We start from the raw sequence: 20,138 nt of genomic DNA on the forward strand, positions 1-20,138 counted from the left end.
CTCCCGGCGATCGCACCCTCCAGCCGTTCCCGACGGCTGGCCCCGGCCACCAGGAGTCAAAATGGAGGCGATTGAAGCCGGAACCAGAGGTCAACGTCAAAAGCTAAGGTCAAAAACCAAACCGGTTTTGACCTTGTTCCCGGTATAAATTGCCCCAGTGTTCCCCATAAGTCAGGGTTGAGCTGCCGGGAGCAGCGAAAGAGAGCGATCGTCGGGAACGAGTCGCGAACGACCCTGATGTTGGGGATAAGCTGGGGTTTACCGCGCAGCGGCAATTTAATCACCGGGCGACGGGGTCGCCAGGGGGATGTCGTTATCCCACTGGCACGTTCACCGTTTGCGGGCAGTAAAGAGATAACTGAACGCACGGGTGAACGGAAAATCAGCGAAGCTTAAAGATTTCACCCTGACAAATTTTCCGGGGCGAGGACGCTATGAACTGACCGGCCAAAACTCCTTACAGCATGCAATCCACGCCTGTGCACTCTGGGAAATATAAACCCCTTCACGCCAAATCATCGCTAGTTGCCACGTTAAATCACTATTTAACGGCAGCCACATCAACGTGTTTTTATCCAGCTTCTGGCAAATTGTTTCGGGCAAAATCGCAATCCCGACACCGGCCTGAACCATTGCTGCGAGGAAATCCCACTGCCCGCTGCGCACCGCAATTTTTGGCGTAAAACCGTGTTCGTGGAAAAGCTGAATTAACTGGCGGCTCAGGGCGAAATCTTCGTTATAAATCAGCAGCGGATGGGCGGCGAGTTCAATGGGATCGATGCTTTCGCGTTTCATCCACGGCCCGGAGCGCGGCACCAGAACACACAACGGATTATGAAGCAGCGGGAGCGAAGAAAACGTGTGCTCGTCCTCGACAGGAAGCGCGGTCATAGCCAAATCCAGCTCGCCATTCAGCACCGCTTGTTGCACCGTCAAACCGCCAAACTCAGAAATCTTCAGCTCAACGCCGGGGTAGCGTTGGCGATACAGGCTGATTGGCCCGGCCATCAGCATGCCTACCATCGGCGGAATACCGAGGCGTAACACGCCTTTGTTCAGATGGTTAATGTCGCCAAGTTCGGCTTCAAGCTGGCGAAATTCCGCCAAAATCGCCAAACCGCGCTGATAAACCGCTTCACCGGTATCCGTCAGCAAGAGCTTGCGTCCATTACGAATCAGCAACGTGCAACCGAGTTCATCCTCGAGGTTGCGCAGCATCTTGCTGATAGTCGGCTGAGTGACAAACATCTTCTCGGCAGCGCGGGTAAAGCTTTGCTGGCGAACCACTTCAACAAAATAACGCAGCGTCCTGATGTCCATAATCATTCCTGTTGGCTATACCTTTGATGATTTTAATTCATTTCAATCATTGTGGAGAGCTAACTATAATCGCAACCTCATAATTTTTTGGAAGCCGCTCTCATGGCCGTGGCGTTGCGTCGTTTTACGCCAGTTTTGATTAGCCGTATTCAAGTCCCGGTACAAGTTGCGCTGTACGTCGGGCTGTTTCTTTTTGCGCAATGGCTGGTTGAAGTGTGGAACTTGCCGCTGCCAGCAAACCTGGTCGGAATGCTGATGATGCTGGCATTGATTGTCTGCCGCGTTATTCCGCTGAAATGGGTGCGAGCCGGTTCACGCTGGTTGTTAGCTGAAATGCTGCTGTTCTTTGTGCCAGCGGTCGTCGCGGTGGTGAATTACGCCCAATTATTAATGGTCGATGGCTGGCGTATTTTCCTGGTGATTGCTATCAGCACCTCGCTGGTTCTGGGAGCAACGGCGCTGGTTGTCGACAAAGTTTATCGCTATGAACTGGCGCGTGAAGCAGGCAGGCGCGTGGTGAGTAACTTTCAACTCAGTATTCTGTGCCTGCTGATCACACTCGGGCTGTACTACGCCAATAAAAAACTCTACCGCCGCTTTCGTAAACTGCCTTTAATGCCGCTGCTGCTAACCCCCATTTTATTGGTGGCGATGCTGGTTTTCGGCCATATCTCTTATCAAAATTATATGGGCGAAGCGCACTGGTTATTGTGGCTGCTTGGCCCGGCGACCATCGCGTTTGCGGTGCCGGTTTATGACAATCTCAATGTGATTAAGCGCCACTGGATGTCGCTGTCCGCGGGCGTTATTACCGCCACCGTGGTTGCCGTCACCAGTTCCGTCTGGCTGGCGCGTCTGTTTACTTTGTCTGATGAAATTCAGCGCAGCCTGGCGGTGCGCTCAATCACCACGCCTTTCGCGCTGGCAGCCGCCAAACCCCTCGGCGGGCAACCTGAGCTGGTGGCGTTATTTGTTGTTGTCACGGGCGTATTCGGTATGGCGATTGGCGATGTGCTTTTTTTGCGCCTCGCGATCCGCGAAGGAATGGCGAAAGGCGCGGGTTTTGGTGCCGGTTCACACGGCGCAGGCACCGCACGTTCCTACGAACTTGGTCCGCAGGAAGGTGTGGTTGCCAGCCTGGTGATGATGTTTTCAGGTATTTTGATGGTGCTGCTGGCACCGGTTGTTAAGTGGTTGATGTTTTAACAGAAACGGTGGACCACCCTACAAAACCGTTATTCGTAGGTCGGATAAGCGAAGCGTCATCCGACATTTTCCAGTAATTCAACCCAACCTGGTAAGCACTCACTTACCTTTCAACCGTGCCACCAACTCAAACTCCTTAAACTGCACCGGGCGCTGCTGCTGCATAGAAATATTCCCGGCGATACCGGTCAAAATCGACATCGCCCCGGCGCGGTGATCGGCTGCGCGTTTTAGTGGGTCGTTACCTGGCTCGCCAAATAAATCAGCCAACATCGCGTTATCGCCGCCGCCGTGGCCGCCTGCTCCAATACTGAAATCGGCTTTATAAGGCGCGGCAAACATCGGGAACACGGTGATATCGCAGCTTTCCAGGCTGCCTTCGTTTTCGCGATCGCCCCCGGCATTCACATACGACATTTCCACCAGTTTCATCTCGAGCCGCCCACGACTGCCGTTGAACACCACATTTAGCCCTTCCCACGGCAAATACGCATTCAGCGAGTAAGTCATCTGTACCTGGTTTTGGTATTTCACCAGCACTGACAGCGTATCTTCGATAGTGATTCCGTCGCTGAAAACGCTCTGATCGCGGTAATAGTTATCTTCGTGTTCCGCATCCAGATACAGCTCTTTGAGCTGCTCGTTGTCTTCCATATGCAGCGCGAACGGGTCGTCTTTTGCAGCGGCATAACCGTGAGCGCGTGGGTAAAACTGCGAGACGCCTCGCTTTTCGGCATTCTCTTTGCCATAAAAACGCAGCCCACCTTCCGCGTAAACACGTTCCGGATAACTGCCCAGCCAGAAGTTCATCAGGTCGAAATGGTGGGTGGATTTATGCACCAGCAGGCCGCCGCTGTTGCGTTTTTCGCGGTGCCAGCGACGGAAATAATCCGCGCCATGTTCGATATTGAGCAGCCACTCGAAATGGACGGAAAATACTTCGCCGATGGTGTCGTTCATCAGCAGTTCGCGGATTTTGCTGTGATGCGGCGCGTAACGGTAATTAAACGCGACACGCACCTGACGGCCAGTTTCTTCGATGGCATCGAGAATGCGCAGTGCGCGCTTTTCATCAATGGTCATCGGCTTTTCGGTAATTACATCGCAACCGGCGTGCAGCGCTCGCACAATATAATCGTCATGCGTGCGGTCCATGGTGGTGACGATGACAATATCCGGGCGGGTTTCGTGGAGCATGATTTCAAATTCGGCGGCTTTCCATGTTGATGCCGGAGCCGCACCCGCCTTGCTCAAGAGCTTATTGGCAACCTTCATGCGCGTCTGGTTGGTGTCGCAAAATGCGACCAACTGCGCATTATCTTTCCATTTCCCACTGATGGCTTCAATATATAATCCGGCACGTCCGCCAGTACCCACTAATGCATATTTTTTCATAATGTCCTCATTCATGAAGTCATGGTATTTTTTAGAAATTCGTTATTTTCGGTAATACAGATGAAACTGGTTCCGCATCAATTAATGGAGTTAAACAGCCCGTTTATTTGGCACTGGCCGTGGTTAGTTTCCTGCGTGAATACCGCCAAAATTCACGGATTCACGGGCATTATTCTTCATCAGCAGGAATTACTTTCACTGCTGGCTACACCGTCGCCGCTCAGTTATCGCCACGATGTTGAAAACCTTATTCATCAGCAAAAAAACGCCCTGCAATATTTAAAAAAAGTCAGCGTTTATTTGCAGGAAAATAACCTTAGTTTCTGGTTACAAGGCGAAGCCGCGCCAACAGATGACATCATCAGACGTAAATTCCCTGAATTTTCTTTTGATGAACGCAGCACGCCGGATTTCTGGCAGCCGTTTTACTCGTCGATATTGGCTCAGTTACTGCCGTTATTGCCGCATCTCGGCGGCCTGATATTCAGCCTGACCACTCCGCAGTTTCAGACTGACGGCTGGCAACAAAGCCTGCATCACGTCTGGAGCCTGTTACGCGCCCAGGGTAAAAAACTCATCCTGCGTGATTTCATTGATACCAGTTGGCCGCGCCAACAGCTTTCTCGCGTGTTATCGGGCCTGCCGGATGACGTTCGCGCTTCGATTAAAGCCACCGAACTCGACTACCATCCAGGTTTTGCTAATCACCCTAATATCGTTTCGCTCAGCGGGCGAAAAAAGTGGATCGAATATGATCTGTGGGGCACCGGTTACGGCTGGACGATCCTGCCCTGTTATCTGGGTGATGAAATCCAGGGGCGGCTCAGTTGGGCGACGAGCCTTGCCGACCACAATATCGAAACCATTACCTCGCGCGTTTCATGGCAATGGTTGCCCGACGGTCTGACGATGGATTCTGCCAACGCCATCAATCTTATTGGCCTGAGCAATGCCAACCAGATTCAGCCTGCAAACACTCTCGATATCTGGATAGAGCAGCAAAATCTCGGCTTTCGCAGCAAATCAGACCGCCAGCGTTTTAGTGCGCTATATGCATCGAGTTATGAGTGGCTGTGCAAAACACCGAATCTGTTAGGGCGGCGAATGCACTACCAAAGCCAAATCCCGGAAAGCTATGCGCAGGCGCAGCAACTGCTGCATACCGACATTCGCAGTGCCAACTGGGCGCAGGCATTCCAGCCACTTTTCCCGACCGACGACCCCGCACTCGGTGTTGAACAGCGCCAGCTTATTCAGCTCGAGAAAGAGAGCGCTCAATTTCTCGCAACCTCGGCACTCCGACAGTTGCGGGAGCTGCGCATCACTTGCCATAACGACACGATCGAGCGCCTTGAAGCCGCCTGGCGTAACGCCGAAATGTACGGTCAGCTTTTCTCGCGAGTTGCGTTTGCCGTCAGCGACAGGCAAATGAGCGAACACTATGGCGATACGGCACTGGTCGCGAAAACTGCCGTACATCATCGCGAAGAACTACTGCGTTTTGCCGATACGCTCGAACGTTGGGCTGATTTACCGCCGTCGGCCTGCCCAAACTATGTCTCGCTGTTATTGAACGCTGAACGTTTAGGCAAATTCGCGGATAGCCTGTTGAGATAATCATAAGAAGACGGGGAGGCGCTGTCAGGCTGGAAGTTGCGGATAAAACGGCATGGGAGTGGGCAATGGCAAATCTCGCGATCAGGCTCGCAAAAAGCTAAAAAACACTGTGAAACGAATCACATTTTGTGGTCGGGAAACCGTGAGGAACGACACGATGAGCGTGGAAAAGTGTGAGGTTTAAGCAGAATAAACTTCCCGGCTCAGAGCGAGCCGGGAAGTGTTGTAGTTAATTAATGCGCACGACCTTGTTCAATGCCAATCCCGGTCTGGGAACGGATGAACTGAGCACGGAATTTCTCACGTTCGAGATTGCCTTCCGGGCTGTTATCGGTTGCCGAGAACACCCAAATCCCCACGAACGCCACCAGAATCGAGAACAGCGCCGGATATTCGTACGGGAAGATGGCTGTGGCGTGACCCAGAACCTGCACCCAAACCGTTGGGCCGAGGATCATCAGAATCACCGCCGTCAGCAGGCCGAGCCAGCCGCCAATCATCGCGCCACGCGTGGTCAGTTTCGACCAGTACATCGAGAGCAGAATAATCGGGAAGTTACAGCTCGCCGCGATGGAGAACGCCAGGCCAACCATGAAGGCGATGTTTTGTTTCTCGAACAAAATCCCCAGCAGGATTGCCACCACGCCCAGTATCACAACGGTGATTTTCGACACTCTTAACTCGTCACGCTCAGACGCGCCTTTACGGAACACGTTGGCGTAAAGGTCATGCGAAACCGCTGACGCACCCGCGAGTGTCAAACCGGCAACCACCGCAAGAATGGTGGCGAAGGCAACCGCCGAGATAAAGCCTAAGAACAGGCTGCCGCCAACCGCATCGGCCAGGTGAACCGCCGCCATGTTATTGCCGCCAATCAACGCGCCCGCCGCATCTTTAAAGGCTGGGTTTGCACCTACCAACATGATCGCGCCAAAGCCGATGATAAAGGTCAGGATGTAGAAATAGCCCATGAACCCGGTGGCAAACAGCACGCTTTTACGCGCTTCGCGGGCATCGCTGACCGTGAAGAAACGCATCAGAATATGTGGTAAACCGGCAGTACCAAACATCAATCCTAATCCGAGAGAAAGCGCCGATATCGGGTCTTTCACTAATCCGCCAGGGCTCATAATCGCGACACCTTTTGGATGCACCACAATCGCTTCGGCGAACAAATTATTGAAGCTAAAGCCGACGTGTTTCATCACCATAAAGGCCATGAAACTTGCGCCGAACAGCAGCAATACGGCCTTGATGATTTGCACCCAGGTGGTGGCTAACATGCCGCCGAACAGCACGTACATCACCATCAACACGCCGACCAGCACCACCGCGACGTGGTAGTTCAGGCCGAACAGCAGCTCGATAAGTTTGCCCGCACCCACCATCTGGGCAATCAGGTAAAGCGCCACAACCACCAGAGAACCACAGGCCGACAGAATACGGATTGGCCCCTGTTTTAAGCGATAAGAGGCGACGTCTGCAAAGGTGTATTTGCCGAGGTTACGCAGGCGTTCGGCAATCAGGAACAGGATAATCGGCCAGCCGACCAAAAAGCCCAGCGAGTAAATCAGGCCGTCGTAGCCGGAAGTAAACACCAGCGCCGAAATACCGAGGAACGAGGCGGCAGACATATAGTCGCCCGCAATCGCCAGGCCGTTCTGGAAGCCGGTAATATTGCCGCCCGCGGTGTAGTAATCGCTGCGGGTGCGGGTACGTTTCGACGCCCAATACGTGATGCCAAGGGTGAAGGCGACGAAGACGATAAACATGATAATCGCCTGCCAGTTAGTTGGCTGGCGCTGAACGGCTCCGGTAATGGCGTCTGCGGCAAACGCGGATGCCGACAGGCCGAGGAGTGGGGCGGCAGCGAGGCCGAGAAGACGTTTCATGATACCTTCACCTCGCGCAGCACGGCGTTATTCAGACGGTCAAACTCACCGTTGGCCCGCCAGACATAAACGCCCGTCAGGAAGAATGAAACCAGAATCACACCAACCCCAATCGGAATGCCGCGCGTGACGGTGGTGCCTGCGTGTAAAGGCGTGCCCAGCCAGCCGGGCGCAAAGGCAATCAGCAAAATAAAGCTGATATAAATCACCAGCATGATGATCGACAAAATGGTGGCAAACCGTTGCCGTTTAGCGACTAACTCCCTGAAATGCGCACTGTCTTCTATCCGTTGATAAAGTTGTTCACTCATCACAGATCTCCAGAGTAGGGGTTGAGGTTTTTATTGTTTTGACTCCCTCTCCCAAAGGGAGAGGGGGGAAAGATTAAGGCATGGTAATTGATTGTTTTTCTTCCAGTAACTTCTCGACAACGCCCGGATCGGCAAGCGTTGAAGTATCACCAAAGTTGCTGGTGTCACCGGCGGCGATTTTGCGCAAAATGCGGCGCATAATTTTGCCGGAACGGGTTTTCGGCAGCGAATCTGTCCAGTGCAGAATATCCGGCGTGGCAAGCGGGCCAATCTCTTTACGCACCCAATTACGCACTTCGGTATACAGCTCTGGCGTCGGTTCTTCGCCGTGGTTTAACGTCACGTAGGCATAAATCGCCTGGCCTTTAATGTTATGTGGAATGCCCACGACGGCGGCTTCAGCGACTTTCGGGTGCGACACCAGCGCCGACTCGATTTCTGCGGTGCCCAGACGGTGGCCGGAAACGTTCAGCACGTCATCGACACGCCCGGTGATCCAGTAGTAACCGTCTTCGTCACGGCGTGCGCCGTCACCACTGAAATACATGTTTTTGAAGGTTGAGAAATAGGTTTGCTCAAAACGTTCGTGGTCGCCAAACAGCGTGCGCGCCTGGCCCGGCCAGGAATCGGTGATCACCAGGTTGCCCTCGGTCGCCCCCTGTTGCGGATTGCCTTCGTTATCCACCAGTGCAGGCTGCACGCCGAAGAACGGACGCGTAGCAGAACCGGCTTTCAGCTCGGTCGCACCTGGGATTGGAGTGATCATGAAACCGCCGGTTTCGGTCTGCCACCAGGTGTCGACCACCGGGCATTTTTCGTTACCGATTTTCTTCCAGTACCATTCCCACGCTTCCGGGTTAATCGGCTCGCCGACTGAACCCAGAATACGCAGCGACGAACGGTCGGTGTTTTCAATCGCTTTATCGCCTTCCGCCATCAAAGCGCGAATCGCGGTTGGCGCGGTATAGAGAATATTTACTTTATGCTTATCAACCACCTGCGCCATACGGTTTGGTGCCGGCCAGTTTGGCACGCCTTCAAACATCAGCGTGATCGCACCACACGCCAGCGGGCCATACAGCAAATAGCTGTGTCCAGTGACCCATCCCACATCGGCGGTGCACCAGTACACGTCGCCCTGATGGTAATCAAACACGTATTTGAAGGTGGTTGCGGCGTAAACCAGATACCCGCCGGTGGTGTGCAGCACGCCTTTCGGCTTACCGGTTGAACCGGAGGTATAAAGGATAAACAGCGGATCTTCGGCATTCACTTCCACCGGCTGGTGGTGCGCACTGGCTTTCTCAACCAGTTCGTTCCACCACAGGTCACGGCCTTCATGCCATTCGATATTCCCGCCGGTACGTTTCAGAACCACAACGTGTTCGACAGTTTTGACGCCAGGGTTTTTCAGCGCGTCATCGACGTTTTTCTTCAGCGGAATCGAGCGCCCGGCACGAATGCCTTCGTCGGCGGTGATCACCAGTTTTGAGCTGGAGTCGATGATGCGCCCGGCAACCGCTTCCGGTGAGAAGCCACCGAAAATCACCGAATGCACTGCCCCAATGCGCGCGCAGGCCAGCATCGCCACGGCGGCTTCCGGCACCATCGGCATATAAATCGCCACTACATCGCCTTTCTTGATGCCCAGTTCCACCAGCGTGTTGGCGAAACGGCACACTTCACGATGCAGTTCACGGTAAGTAATGGTTTTGCTCTGAGTGGCGTCGTCGCCTTCCCAGATGATCGCGGTTTGATCGCCGCGCTCTTTTAGATGTCGGTCCAGGCAGTTGGCGGCGAGGTTTAGCGTGCCGTCTTCATACCACTTGATAGACACGTTTCCAGGGGAGAAAGAGGTATTTTTCACCTTCTGGTAAGGCTTGATCCAGTCAAGGATCTTACCTTGCTCACCCCAAAATGCGTCAGGGTCATGCACCGAGTGTTGGTACATGGATTGATATTGCTCCGGATTTATCAGGCAGTTGTCCGCAATATTTGCGGGAATGGCGTGTTTGTGTATTTGGCTCATGCTTTTTTTCTCCTTTTAGGATGTTAATAATATGTCACGCAAACGTTAATGATAGGGGCCGCTGGGAGCTTTGTTTACTTTTTGGGCGACAGATCACGCATTAATTAAATTGTTGAAAATCTAATCAATAGATCCTGTGAGGCGAGGGGCAAAAGGCAAAAAAAAGAGCTGCCGATTGGCAGCTCTCAGGCGTGTTTCCTGGGGAATATTAACCCGCTGCGCTCTCGCGCAAACTGGCTTTTAACTTGCTGTATTCGTCAATCACATACTGCTCAGCAGCTTTCTGATCGGCGATTGGCTCGACGCGCACGGCGCAGTACTTGTACTCCGGCGTTTTGGTAATCGGGCTGAGGTTTTCAGTCACCAGCTCGTTACACGCGCCAATCCACCACTGGTACGTCATATAAACGGCACCCTTATTCGGGCGTTCGCTTACGTTCGCACGTGTGATGACGCGGCCTTTGCGTGAATTTACCCACACCAGCGCTTCATCTTCGATACCCAAACGCGCGGCATCGTCGATGTGAATTTGCGCATAGCCAGGTTCATCCGCCAGCGCTGCCAGTGCCGCACAGTTGCCGGTCATCGAACGGCAAGAGTAGTGGCCGACTTCGCGCACCGTTGAAAGCACCATCGGGTACTCTTCGGTGACTTTGTCGATTGGCGGCGCCCAGTCGCAAGTAAAGAACTCGCCCAGTCCGTTGGCACGGTCAAACTTGCCGTCGTACAAGAACGAGGTTCCCTGGTCGCTTTCAGCAACATCGCGGCAAGGCCACTGGATATAACCCAGTTCGCCCATTTTTTCGTAAGTGGCACCGTAGAAATCAGGGCACAGACCACGCAACTCATCCCAAATTTCCTGGGTGTTGTTGTAGTGCATCGGATAACCCATGCGGGTGGCGATTTCACTGATAATCTGCCAGTCCGTTTTCAGATCCCACTTCGGTTCTACCGCTTTAAAGAAGCGCTGGAAACCACGGTCAGCGGCGGTATAAACGCCTTCATGTTCGCCCCACGAAGTGGACGGCAAAATCACATCGGCGGCAGCCGCGGTTTTGGTCATGAAGATGTCTTGCACAATCACCAGCTCAAGCTCTTCAAACGCCTTACGCACGGCTGAAAGCTCCGCGTCAGTTTGAAGAGGATCTTCACCCATGATGTACGCCGCGTGCACTTCGCCATGCGCCACACGGTGCGGCAGCTCGCTGATGCGATAGCCGGTGTGAGCTGGCAGGGAAGGCACGCCCCACGCTTTGGCGAACTTCTCGCGACTCACTTCGTCTTTCACATACTGGTAGCCTGGATAAGTATCCGGCAATGCGCCCATATCGCAGGCGCCCTGAACGTTGTTCTGACCGCGAACCGGGTTAACACCAACGTTCGGTTTACCCAGGTTGCCGGTCATCAGCGCAAGGCTGGTCAGCGAGCGAACGGTTTCCACGCCCTGATAGAACTGGGTCACGCCCATGCCCCACAGAATCGTGGCGGTTTTCGCCTTCGCATACATACGTGCTGCGCTGCGAATTTCTGCCGCCGTAACGCCAGTAATTTCTTCAACAGATTCAGGCGTGTAGCCCGCAACAATTTTGCGATACTCGTCGAAACCTTCGGTACGTTCAGCCACGAATGACTGGTCATACAGATTTTCTTCGATAATCACATGCCCGATTGCGTTAAGCAGGGCGATGTTCGAACCATTTTTTAACTGCAAATGCATATCGGCGATGCGCGCGGTTTCAATTTTACGCGGATCGACAACAATGATTTGCGCCCCTTTCTGCTTCGCGCGGATCACGCGATTAGCCACGATAGGGTGTGAATCTGCCGGGTTGTACCCGAACACAAACACTAAATCGGTATCCTCAATCTCGACGATTGAGTTGCTCATAGCGCCGTTACCGACCGATTGGTGCAGACCTGCAACCGATGGGCCGTGTCAAACGCGTGCGCAGCAATCGACGTTATTAGTACCAATAACGGCGCGCGCAAATTTCTGCATTATGTAGTTAGTTTCGTTGCCAGTCCCACGGGATGAACCGGTGGTCATGATGGCATCGTTGCCGTGTTTGGCTTTGATTTCGCTCAGACGGGTGCTGACGTAGTTCAGCGCTTCATCCCAGGAAACGTTTTCGAGTTTGCCGCCTTTCTGGCGACGAATCATCGGTGATTTGAGGCGCGGAGTGAGGATTTTAGTATCGTTAATAAAATCCCAGCCGTAGTAACCCTTCAGGCAAAGTTCGCCCTGGTTGGTTTTACCTTGAGCCGCTTCCGCCTTGACGACTTTGCCGTTATCGACCACGAGGTTGATTTTGCAACCCGAGGCACAATAGGGGCAAACCGTGACGACTTTTTTCATCAGTGTTGCTCCAGTCAATATTACTTACCTTGGAGGTCTATATGCATTATCTATGCCATATAGAAATAGGGGGTATTGCGGGCATTTTACGGTGATAAAAGCAGCAAAACCCTGACGAAAAACAGGACATCGTCAAAAGTGACGTGTCGACCCACGCGCGGTTTGTGACACTGGTTGAAAATTCGGCACGGTCTGTTGGGATTTATGCGGCACTCCATCAACAATCACTCACACTTATAATTTCCTGATGCATCCATCGCGGAGTACAACCATGAAACCTGCAATTTTGCTGGTGGATGACGACCCGGCCATCTGTGACGTGCTGCGAGACGTGCTCAATGAGCATGTTTTTGACGTGAGGGTTTGCCATACCGGAAATGATGCGCTGAAAGCCGTTGCTCAGTTTCCAGAAATTGCGCTGGTATTGCTGGATATGATTTTGCCGGATACCAACGGGCTGATGGTGCTGCAACAAATTCAGCGCCAGCGGCCAGATTTACCCGTAGTGATGCTGACCGGGCTGGGCCGGGAATCTGACGTGGTAGTTGGTCTGGAAATGGGCGCTGACGATTACATCGCCAAGCCGTTTAACTCACGCGTAGTGGTGGCGCGGGTAAAAGCGGTGCTGCGGCGAACCGGCGCTTTAGCGATTGAAGCTTCAGCGGCAAAAACCAGCGGCCTGCATTTCAACGGCTGGCGGCTGGATACCGGACGTTGCCATTTGTTTAACGCACAACTTGAACAAGTCGATCTTACTCAGGGCGAATACGGTCTGCTGCTGGCTTTGGTACAAAACGCCCGCAAAGTGTTATCACGCGAAAGGTTACTTGAATTGACCCACAGTGAAAGCCTCGAAGTCTTCGACCGAACTATTGATGTGCTGATTATGCGGTTGCGTAAAAAAATAGAACCGAACCCGCATCAGCCCGCATTAATAAGAACCATACGCGGTGTGGGATATGTATTTTCGGCGGATGTTATTCAGGCGGAAAATAATGCGGCATAAATAATATAAAATATAGATTGGGTGCTTAAGACTTTTCCCTTTATTCCCGACAAGTTGGGCGGGGCGAACCCCGCCCGGATAGCTTTACTATGCGGAGCAGGCCAGCCTGGCCGCTACCTCCTGTTTATCATTCCTTATTTTTACTTCACATAGATTACGTCGTGTTAATAGCGTAATCGCTATTAATGTTACGCAAACTATTAATAAGCAAAGAACAACAGTCTTTGTAGGCTTCATGCCTTTTACTCCTTGCCTTGTGGCGAGTAAGAGGCTAACCTCAACTTGTGTGGAGTTGGGGATTAGCCTCGGGTTAACGTAAAGTTGCCCGGGGCTTTCTTATTCTTATAATCTAAGAATATCCCTCACTGATTTATGCTCAGGACTGAAAGCCCTAAGCACCCGCCACATAGTTTACTCAATTTTTATTTATTTGATATTAAATTGCCGATGTAATTTAATTTCCATAATTACATTGTTCTGGAAGGTATCTCGCAAAATACTTTTATGGAAAAAGTATTTTTAAGATAAATCTATTACATTAACCACTAATAACTTCCGACTGCTCACTAATAAAACTCTGTAATTCAGTTAATGTTTTTGCGCCATCGATCGCATTGGCGCATAAAAGATTAGCGCGTGCGCAGGCGTGGGCTAATTTCAGGCTGTCGGCCAGCGACCATTTTTCATGGCAGCCATATAATATTCCCGCACAGAATGCGTCACCCGCGCCGACGCTGCCGATAATTTCTTCTGGCGTTAACATAAACGACGGCACCCAGATACCTTCTTTTCCAGGTTCCACACCCCACGCGCCTTCCGGGCAATGAATGACCACGCGTTGCCGCACGCCGGAATCCAGCAGTAATGCCGCTGCTTGCGCGATATTTTCTACATGTGGCGAACCGTCACTCCGGCGGATTTCCAGCCCGCTAAATTCACCCGCTTCCAGTTCATTGATCACCAGATAATCGAGCCAGCGCAGGGCAGGGAGCACCATCGGGCGGTAGCGCGGGTCGCCCTGGCGCGAGACTAAATCCAGCGACGTTTCATAGCCTTGTTGTGCCATCAACGCCAGCAATCTGGCGCTGCGCGTGCCGTATTCCGCGTCTTCCATATCCAGGCTGTCGAGCAGCAGCAAATATCCCAGATGGAAGATTTTGAATGACGATTCCAGGCGGTCAAAGGCGGGTAAATCGAGCAGTCGATTCGCACCCGGCGAATGGAAAAAGGTGCGCTGCCCGCTCGGGTCGGTCATCACTTGCGACATCGACGTCGGCGCAAAAGTGGTGCGATGCACATGCTGGCGATTGACATGGTACTGATCCAACATCGCCATAATGTAGTCGCCATCGTGGTCGTCACCCACTAAACCCACCGCCTGGAGCGGCAGGCCGACGTGCATTTTTGCCAGCGTCAGCAGCACATTAAGTGGCGCGCCGCCTGTCGAGCGTTCGCTGTGGACAATTTCGGCCAGCCAACCGCGCTGCGGCCATTGCACGATTTGATGCACATGGTCGACCAACATATTTCCGGCGGCAATAATCCCGCTGCGCTCTGTCATAACCTCTCCTTAAGCCTGGCCTGAACTACCAAAAATCCGCATCTGCTGGGCGACCACATCGGTAATCGCTTCTTCAATGCCTAGCAGCAGTTCGGCAAATTCGTCATAAATGGCATGACGTTGATTCATCCGTTGTTCGATGGCACCGAGAGCTGCCTGCGACATGCCGGTGTAGAAATTAATCTTATGAATTCCGAGAGTTATCGCCTTACGGAAATCCTCGTCACTGATGCCGGAACCGCCGTGTAGCACTAACGGCAAACCGGTTTGCTGGCGAATCGCCGCGAGTCTGTCGAAATCGAGTTTTGGCTCGCCTTTATATTTGCCATGTGCGTTGCCGATGGCGACGGCCAAAGTGTCGATGCCGGTTCTGTCGACAAAATCCCGCGCAACATTAGGGTCGGTAAACTTGTTGCTGTCGGCTTCGCCATATAGTGCGCCACCTTCGTCACCGCCGACGGCACCCAATTCCGCTTCAACCGAAACGCCTACCGCATGGCACATCTTCACCACTTCACGTGTCTGGCGAACGTTCTCCTCATATTCAAGTGTAGAACCATCGAACATCACTGAGCTAAAACCGAGGCGTAAAGCGCGAACCACCGCTTCAAAATGCAGGCCGTGATCGAGATTGAGCACCACCGGAATATCGTGGCGCGCCGCTTCGAATTTGACGGCTTCGACCAGTGAATCCAGCGAGACATACTTAAAATGTACTTCGGCGATGTTAATGATAAACGGTGAGTTTTCCTGCTTTGCGGCAGCGAAAAGGGCGCGCAGAAAATGGCTGTCGAGCACGTTAAAAGCCCCTAACGCATAACCGTTGGCACGTGCGTGTTTCAGTCCGTCGGCGAGCGATATCAAAGCCATAATGTTTCCCCTGGTGTTGGAAATAATGGTTGGAAATTAAAGGTTCTGGCGATATTCGTTGCACAGCAATTGCCGCGCGGGTTCGTCTTCTTCGATGGAATTAAAGCGCTCTAGCGGCTTGAGGAAACGGTTGTCGCGGTCGTCGTCATTAACCATCGACACTTCGCCAACCAGCACGTCGCCATAGCCGCGTTCGCCCCAGAAACTGTGGTAAATCCCCGGCACCAGGCAAATGCTTTCCCCTGGCGACAGGCGCAACTGACTGCCCGCGGCGTGAGTCTGTCGACAGCCGTCAATAACGACGGTGACGTCGCTGTCTTCGGTCTGCTCAAACTGGTCAGAATTCCACAGTTCGACAATCAAATTCCCGCCACCGCGATTGATAATGTCCTCGCGTTTGCGCCAGTGAAAATGCATCGGAGTGAGCTGCCCTTCGCGAACGTGCATGATTTTTTCGGCATAACATTTGGCGTACGGTGCGCCATCGGGTGAGCCGTTACGCAGCGTGAACAGCGTCAGCCCCTGTGCGAGAAAATCGTTGCCGCCGAAAGCAGTCACATCCCAGCCGAGTTTGAGATCGAAGACTTCCTGCCAGATTTGTTTGTCGACCTGCTGCCATTTCGCCAGGTCAAAAGAGGCGAAAGGGGGCAAATGGACGTCGTGCTGCATAAAGAAATGACGTGTCTGGGAGAGGATTTGGTTCACTTCAGAGCGTTTCATTTTGCCTCCTTAAAACAACCCTCACCCTGGCCCTCTCCCTGAGGGAGAGGGGATCGACAGTTTTTCTCCCTCTCCTTTGGGAGAGGGTTGGGGTGAGGGGAAAAGGTTATTTCACCGTCCAGCCCTTATACGTGCCGATATTGTCTTTATCGATCATCGTCACCGGAATCAGCACCGGCTCTTTCGGCGCGGGTTTGCCTTGCAGAATGTCGTAGCCAATCTCCACCGCTTTCGCCGCCATCACTTGCGGATCTTGCGCAGGCGTTGCCACGAATAGCGTATTCCCGCCGCGTTTCAGGGCTTCTTCCGCATCCGGGCTGCCATCCACGCCAACGATGAAGAATTCGTTACGTTGGGCTTGTTTCGCCGCCAGATCGGCACCGATCGCCGTCGGATCGTTGATCGCAAACACGCCGTCGATCTTCGGATTCGCCGCCAGTAAAGAAGTCATGACTTCCAGCCCACCTTCACGGCTGCCTTTGGCGTTCTGATTGGAAGAAAGCACCTTAATGCCAGGGTGTTTCTTGAACTCGGTTTCGCAGCCTTCGACACGGTTTTGCACCGCAGAAACCGGCGGCCCGTTGATGATCACTACGTTGCCTTTCTCTTTCAGGCGGTCCGCAATGTACTTACAGGCCATTTCCCCCGCCTGGGTGTTGTTCGAAGTGATCGTCGCATCCGCACCTTCCGCCGCCACGTCTACCGCAACCACCACGATCCCGGCGTCTTTCGCGCGTTTCACCGCCGGCCCGATCCCTTTAGAATCCGCGGCGTTGAGGATGATCATATCGACTTTGGCAGCAATAAAGTTATCGATTTGCGACACCTGCTGGCCTAGATCGTAACCGCTGGACACCAGCGTCACTTTCACGTTGTCACCCGCCAGTTTGCGAGCTTCAAGCTCCGCCCCTTTGGTTATCTGCACGAAGAACGGGTTGGCGAGATCGCCCACCGTTACCCCGATGGACTTCAGCTCTTTTGCCTGAACAAATGGCGCGGCGGCAATCATCAGCGCAGCAGTGATAAGTTTTAAACGCATGGTGAATCTCCTGTTTGGTTTTGTCGGATGACGCTCACGCTTATCCGAGCTAATAAAGAGCCTGTTATGAAGATTGATGATGACGGGTACGGTATTTGTCGATCAGCACCGCAATGATGATCACCGCACCCTTGATCACCAGTTGCCAGAAATACGAGACGCCCATCAGCGTCATGCCATTGTTGAGCGTGGCGATAATCAGCGCGCCAACCAGCGTGCCGGTGATCGTGCCGATCCCGCCGACGAAGCTGGTGCCGCCAAGAATCACCGCCGCGATGGCGTCCAGCTCATAACCCATGCCGAGATTGCCGTTCGCGCTGTATAACCGCGAAGCACTCATCACGCCGCCAAGCCCGGAGAGCAGCCCGCTCATGCCGTAAACGAACAGCAACACCAGCCACACTTTGATACCGGTCAGGCGTGCGGCCTGCATATTGCCGCCGACCGCGTAAATATGGACGCCGAGCGTAGTGCGCCGCAGGATGAACCAGCACACCACAATCACCGCCAGCGCAATGACAACCAGCCACGGAATCGGGCCGAGATACGAATTGCCAATCCATTCAAAATTGATATTGGAATTAATCACCGTGGTGCCGTCGGCCAGCAAATACGCCGCGCCGCGCAGGGCGGTATAAGTGCCGAGCGTGACGATAAACGGTGGTAATCCCGCCCAGGCGACCAACATGCCGTTAAACAGCCCCAGCCCTGTGCCCATCATCAATGCAGCGGGTATCGACAGAGATTCCCAGCCCGGCATCAATGAAACCACCATCGCCGTCACCGCCGTGGAGCCCAGAATCGAACCCACGGAAAGGTCGATCCCACCGGTCAAAATAATGAATGTCATACCCGCCGCGAGCACGATGTTGATCGAAGACTGGCGGGCAATATTCAACAGGTTCGATTCAGTGAAAAAGTTTGGCGTGATAAAACCAAAAACGGCGACGATCAGGATCAATATCGGCAAAATACCCACGGTTTGCATCAAATCGCCAAACAGCGCTTTTTTCAGCGAGGCGGATTTTGCGACTTGTTGTGGCGTGGTGGTTGGGTTAGCCATGGTGAACCCCTTTTTTATGGGCATCTTCAACGCCGGTTGCCAGCGTCATAATGTTTTCTTGTGTGATTTCAGCGGGGTGCAACTCACCAGCAATACTACCTTCGCGCATCACGTAAACCCGGTCACTCATGCCGACCACTTCCGGCAACTCGCTGGAGATCATCAGGATCGCCACGCCCTGTTTCGCCATCTGGCTCATGATGCGGTAGATCTCACTTTTCGCCCCGACATCCACGCCGCGCGTGGGTTCATCAAGGATCAAAATACGCGGCCCGATCGCCACCCAGCGCGAGATCAACAGCTTTTGCTGATTGCCGCCAGACAACCCGCCAGCCCGCACTTGCGCGTGTGGCACGCGGATATTCAGCAGGCTGATGGCATCGTCAGAAATGGTCTGGGCTTTCTTGCGATCCAGCCAGCCGTAATGCGCGTCGCGTTCAAGCGTCGCCATGGTGATGTTGTCTTGTGCGGCGAGTTCAAGGAACAAGCCCTGCTCTTTGCGGTTCTCGGTCAAAAAGCCGATACCGTGCTGAATAGCTTCACGCGGTGAATGGATTTTGACGGGCTTGCCGTCGATTTCGATAGTCCCACCCGTGGATTTGCGCACGCCAAAAATCAGCTGCGCCAGCTCGGAACGCCCGGCGCCGACTAATCCCGCCAGTCCGACAATCTCGCCGGATTTCACCTGTAAGCTGACCGGCTGCACTTTTGCGCCATCCGTCAGGTGATGAACATTCAGGCGCACGCTGCCGAGCGGAATATCGCGCTCTTTATTAAACAAATCGCTCAACGGGCGGCCGACCATCATGCGCACCAGCTCAGTCGCATTGAGGTTTTCACGCGTCAGGCTGCCGACGTATTGCCCGTCGCGCAGCACGCTCACGCGGTCAGATAATTCATACACTTCTGCCATGCGATGGCTGATATAGATAATCGCCATGCCTTCGTCGCGCAGCCGCATAATCAGCTCGAACAGGCGGTGAGTTTCACGGGAAGAAAGGGCGGCGGTGGGTTCATCCATAACCAAAATACGGCTGTTACGGTGCAGCGCTCGGGCAATTTCGACTTGCTGCTGCTCGGCAATCGTCAGGCGTGAGACGAGATCGCTTGCCTTGAACTGCGCACCGAGGCGGTCAATCACCGTCTGCGCCTGCATCACCATCTCTTTGCGCTTGACCAGGCCACCGCGAGACAACTCGCTGCCGAGGAAAATATTCTCCGCCACGGTGAGATTGGGGGCGAGCTGCATCTCCTGATAAATCAGCGTGATGCCTGCGTTTAATGCGTCTTTCGGCCCCTTAATACTGTACGGCTGGCCGTTAATTAAAATCTCGCCGCTGGTGGCGGTATACGCCCCGGCGAGGATCTTCATCAGCGTACTTTTCCCGGCACCGTTTTCCCCCATTAATGCGTGAATTTCGCCGGGGAACACCGTTAAGTCGACACCTTTCAACGCATAAAACTTGCCGAATGACTTGGCAATATTGCGCATCTCCAGAATGGGAACGCTACTCATGGCGCGACTCCTGCGGGTGAAGGTTCAATTGCTGCCAGTGAATCACACGCAGGTAAATGCAAAATGTCAGAAGTCGTTCATATTTGTCATATATCCATCATTCTTCGAGTTGCAGGTGCATTGCTTGCGCCTCGGAGAATGTGGGAAATATGAGTGAAGAGTTTTTCGATGGGAGGTTATTTTTCTATACGTTTCGCTATTTTCCAGACCGCGACGATGACAATAGAAATTGAAAGC

The 20,138-nt window shown here is 53.3% G+C and carries 17 protein-coding genes and 1 pseudogene; 5 read left to right on the forward strand and 13 right to left on the reverse strand.

The window, feature by feature from the left end:
* Nucleotides 1-237 precede the first annotated feature (237 nt).
* Nucleotides 238-396 (forward strand): hypothetical protein, encoded by a 159-nt coding sequence (locus D6029_RS22510; protein WP_167455991.1) that lies wholly within the window; start codon nucleotides 238-240, stop codon nucleotides 394-396.
* A 36-nt stretch (nucleotides 397-432) separates the two neighbouring features.
* On the opposite strand, the gene D6029_RS10145 is transcribed toward D6029_RS22510, so the two are convergent.
* A complete protein-coding gene (locus tag D6029_RS10145; protein ID WP_120064643.1) occupies nucleotides 433-1,320 on the reverse strand; it encodes a LysR family transcriptional regulator in 888 nt (295 codons plus the stop codon).
* A gap of 102 nt (nucleotides 1,321-1,422) precedes the next feature.
* Here D6029_RS10145 and D6029_RS22760 point away from each other — a divergent pair.
* Together D6029_RS22760 and D6029_RS22670 are read left to right on the forward strand one after the other, a co-directional pair.
* Nucleotides 1,423-1,776, forward strand: a pseudogene (locus D6029_RS22760) (CidA/LrgA family protein); the annotation flags it as partial.
* A gap of 60 nt (nucleotides 1,777-1,836) precedes the next feature.
* Nucleotides 1,837-2,526: an LrgB family protein gene (locus D6029_RS22670; RefSeq protein WP_244212403.1), complete on the forward strand. Its 690-nt coding sequence runs from the start codon at nucleotides 1,837-1,839 to the stop codon at nucleotides 2,524-2,526.
* 99 nt (nucleotides 2,527-2,625) lie between these two features.
* Here the strand turns inward: D6029_RS22670 and D6029_RS10155 are convergent, their stop codons facing one another.
* Nucleotides 2,626-3,921, reverse strand: a complete 1,296-nt coding sequence (locus D6029_RS10155) for a Gfo/Idh/MocA family protein (protein ID WP_120064645.1) — start codon at nucleotides 3,919-3,921, stop codon at nucleotides 2,626-2,628.
* Nucleotides 3,922-3,981: 60 nt separating this feature from the next.
* Here D6029_RS10155 and D6029_RS10160 point away from each other — a divergent pair, with 60 nt between their 5' ends.
* The gene (locus tag D6029_RS10160) at nucleotides 3,982-5,538 is read left to right on the forward strand and encodes a hypothetical protein (protein ID WP_120064646.1); all 1,557 of its coding nucleotides are present in this window, start codon (nucleotides 3,982-3,984) and stop codon (nucleotides 5,536-5,538) included.
* 233 nt (nucleotides 5,539-5,771) lie between these two features.
* Here D6029_RS10160 and actP read toward each other — a convergent pair whose 3' ends face one another.
* The 4 genes from actP to fdhF all read right to left on the reverse strand — a co-directional run bounded on the left by actP (nucleotide 5,772) and on the right by fdhF (nucleotide 12,126).
* Nucleotides 5,772-7,430: a cation/acetate symporter ActP gene (gene actP / locus D6029_RS10165; protein ID WP_120064647.1), complete on the reverse strand. Its 1,659-nt coding sequence runs from the start codon at nucleotides 7,428-7,430 to the stop codon at nucleotides 5,772-5,774.
* Nucleotides 7,427-7,741 (reverse strand): DUF485 domain-containing protein, encoded by a 315-nt coding sequence (locus tag D6029_RS10170; protein WP_120064648.1) that lies wholly within the window; start codon nucleotides 7,739-7,741, stop codon nucleotides 7,427-7,429. The genes actP and D6029_RS10170 overlap by 4 nt, the downstream gene beginning before the upstream one ends.
* 73 nt (nucleotides 7,742-7,814) lie before the next feature.
* A complete protein-coding gene (gene acs, locus D6029_RS10175) occupies nucleotides 7,815-9,770 on the reverse strand; it encodes an acetate--CoA ligase (RefSeq protein ID WP_120064649.1) in 1,956 nt (651 codons plus the stop codon).
* Between the two features lie 208 nt (nucleotides 9,771-9,978).
* Nucleotides 9,979-12,126, reverse strand: coding sequence for a formate dehydrogenase subunit alpha (gene fdhF, locus D6029_RS10180; RefSeq protein WP_120064650.1), 2,148 nt, complete (start codon nucleotides 12,124-12,126; stop codon nucleotides 9,979-9,981).
* Nucleotides 12,127-12,397: 271 nt separating this feature from the next.
* On the opposite strand from fdhF, the gene D6029_RS10185 reads away from it, so the two are divergent.
* Nucleotides 12,398-13,132: a response regulator gene (locus D6029_RS10185; protein ID WP_120064651.1), complete on the forward strand. Its 735-nt coding sequence runs from the start codon at nucleotides 12,398-12,400 to the stop codon at nucleotides 13,130-13,132.
* 87 nt (nucleotides 13,133-13,219) lie between these two features.
* Here D6029_RS10185 and D6029_RS22765 read toward each other — a convergent pair whose 3' ends face one another.
* The 7 genes from D6029_RS22765 to D6029_RS10220 all read right to left on the reverse strand — a co-directional run bounded on the left by D6029_RS22765 (nucleotide 13,220) and on the right by D6029_RS10220 (nucleotide 19,901).
* Entirely contained in the window at nucleotides 13,220-13,369 is a 150-nt protein-coding gene (locus D6029_RS22765; RefSeq protein WP_120064652.1) for a Hok/Gef family protein, read from the reverse strand.
* Between the two features lie 301 nt (nucleotides 13,370-13,670).
* Nucleotides 13,671-14,693: a carbohydrate kinase family protein gene (locus D6029_RS10195; RefSeq protein ID WP_120064653.1), complete on the reverse strand. Its 1,023-nt coding sequence runs from the start codon at nucleotides 14,691-14,693 to the stop codon at nucleotides 13,671-13,673.
* 9 nt (nucleotides 14,694-14,702) lie between these two features.
* Entirely contained in the window at nucleotides 14,703-15,563 is an 861-nt protein-coding gene (locus tag D6029_RS10200; protein WP_120064654.1) for a ketose 1,6-bisphosphate aldolase, read from the reverse strand.
* Nucleotides 15,564-15,599: 36 nt separating this feature from the next.
* Entirely contained in the window at nucleotides 15,600-16,283 is a 684-nt protein-coding gene (locus D6029_RS10205; protein ID WP_120064655.1) for a D-lyxose/D-mannose isomerase, read from the reverse strand.
* Nucleotides 16,284-16,389: 106 nt separating this feature from the next.
* Complete coding sequence (locus D6029_RS10210; protein ID WP_120064656.1) at nucleotides 16,390-17,322, reverse strand: ABC transporter substrate-binding protein; 933 nt, start codon at nucleotides 17,320-17,322, stop codon at nucleotides 16,390-16,392.
* A gap of 64 nt (nucleotides 17,323-17,386) precedes the next feature.
* Complete coding sequence (locus tag D6029_RS10215; RefSeq protein WP_120064657.1) at nucleotides 17,387-18,385, reverse strand: ABC transporter permease subunit; 999 nt, start codon at nucleotides 18,383-18,385, stop codon at nucleotides 17,387-17,389.
* Nucleotides 18,378-19,901, reverse strand: coding sequence for a sugar ABC transporter ATP-binding protein (locus tag D6029_RS10220; RefSeq protein WP_120064658.1), 1,524 nt, complete (start codon nucleotides 19,899-19,901; stop codon nucleotides 18,378-18,380). The genes D6029_RS10215 and D6029_RS10220 overlap by 8 nt, the downstream gene beginning before the upstream one ends.
* Between the last annotated feature and the right edge of the window lie 237 nt (nucleotides 19,902-20,138).

The organism is Buttiauxella izardii (assembly GCF_003601925.1).
Classification (GTDB): Bacteria; Pseudomonadota; Gammaproteobacteria; order Enterobacterales; family Enterobacteriaceae; genus Buttiauxella; species Buttiauxella izardii.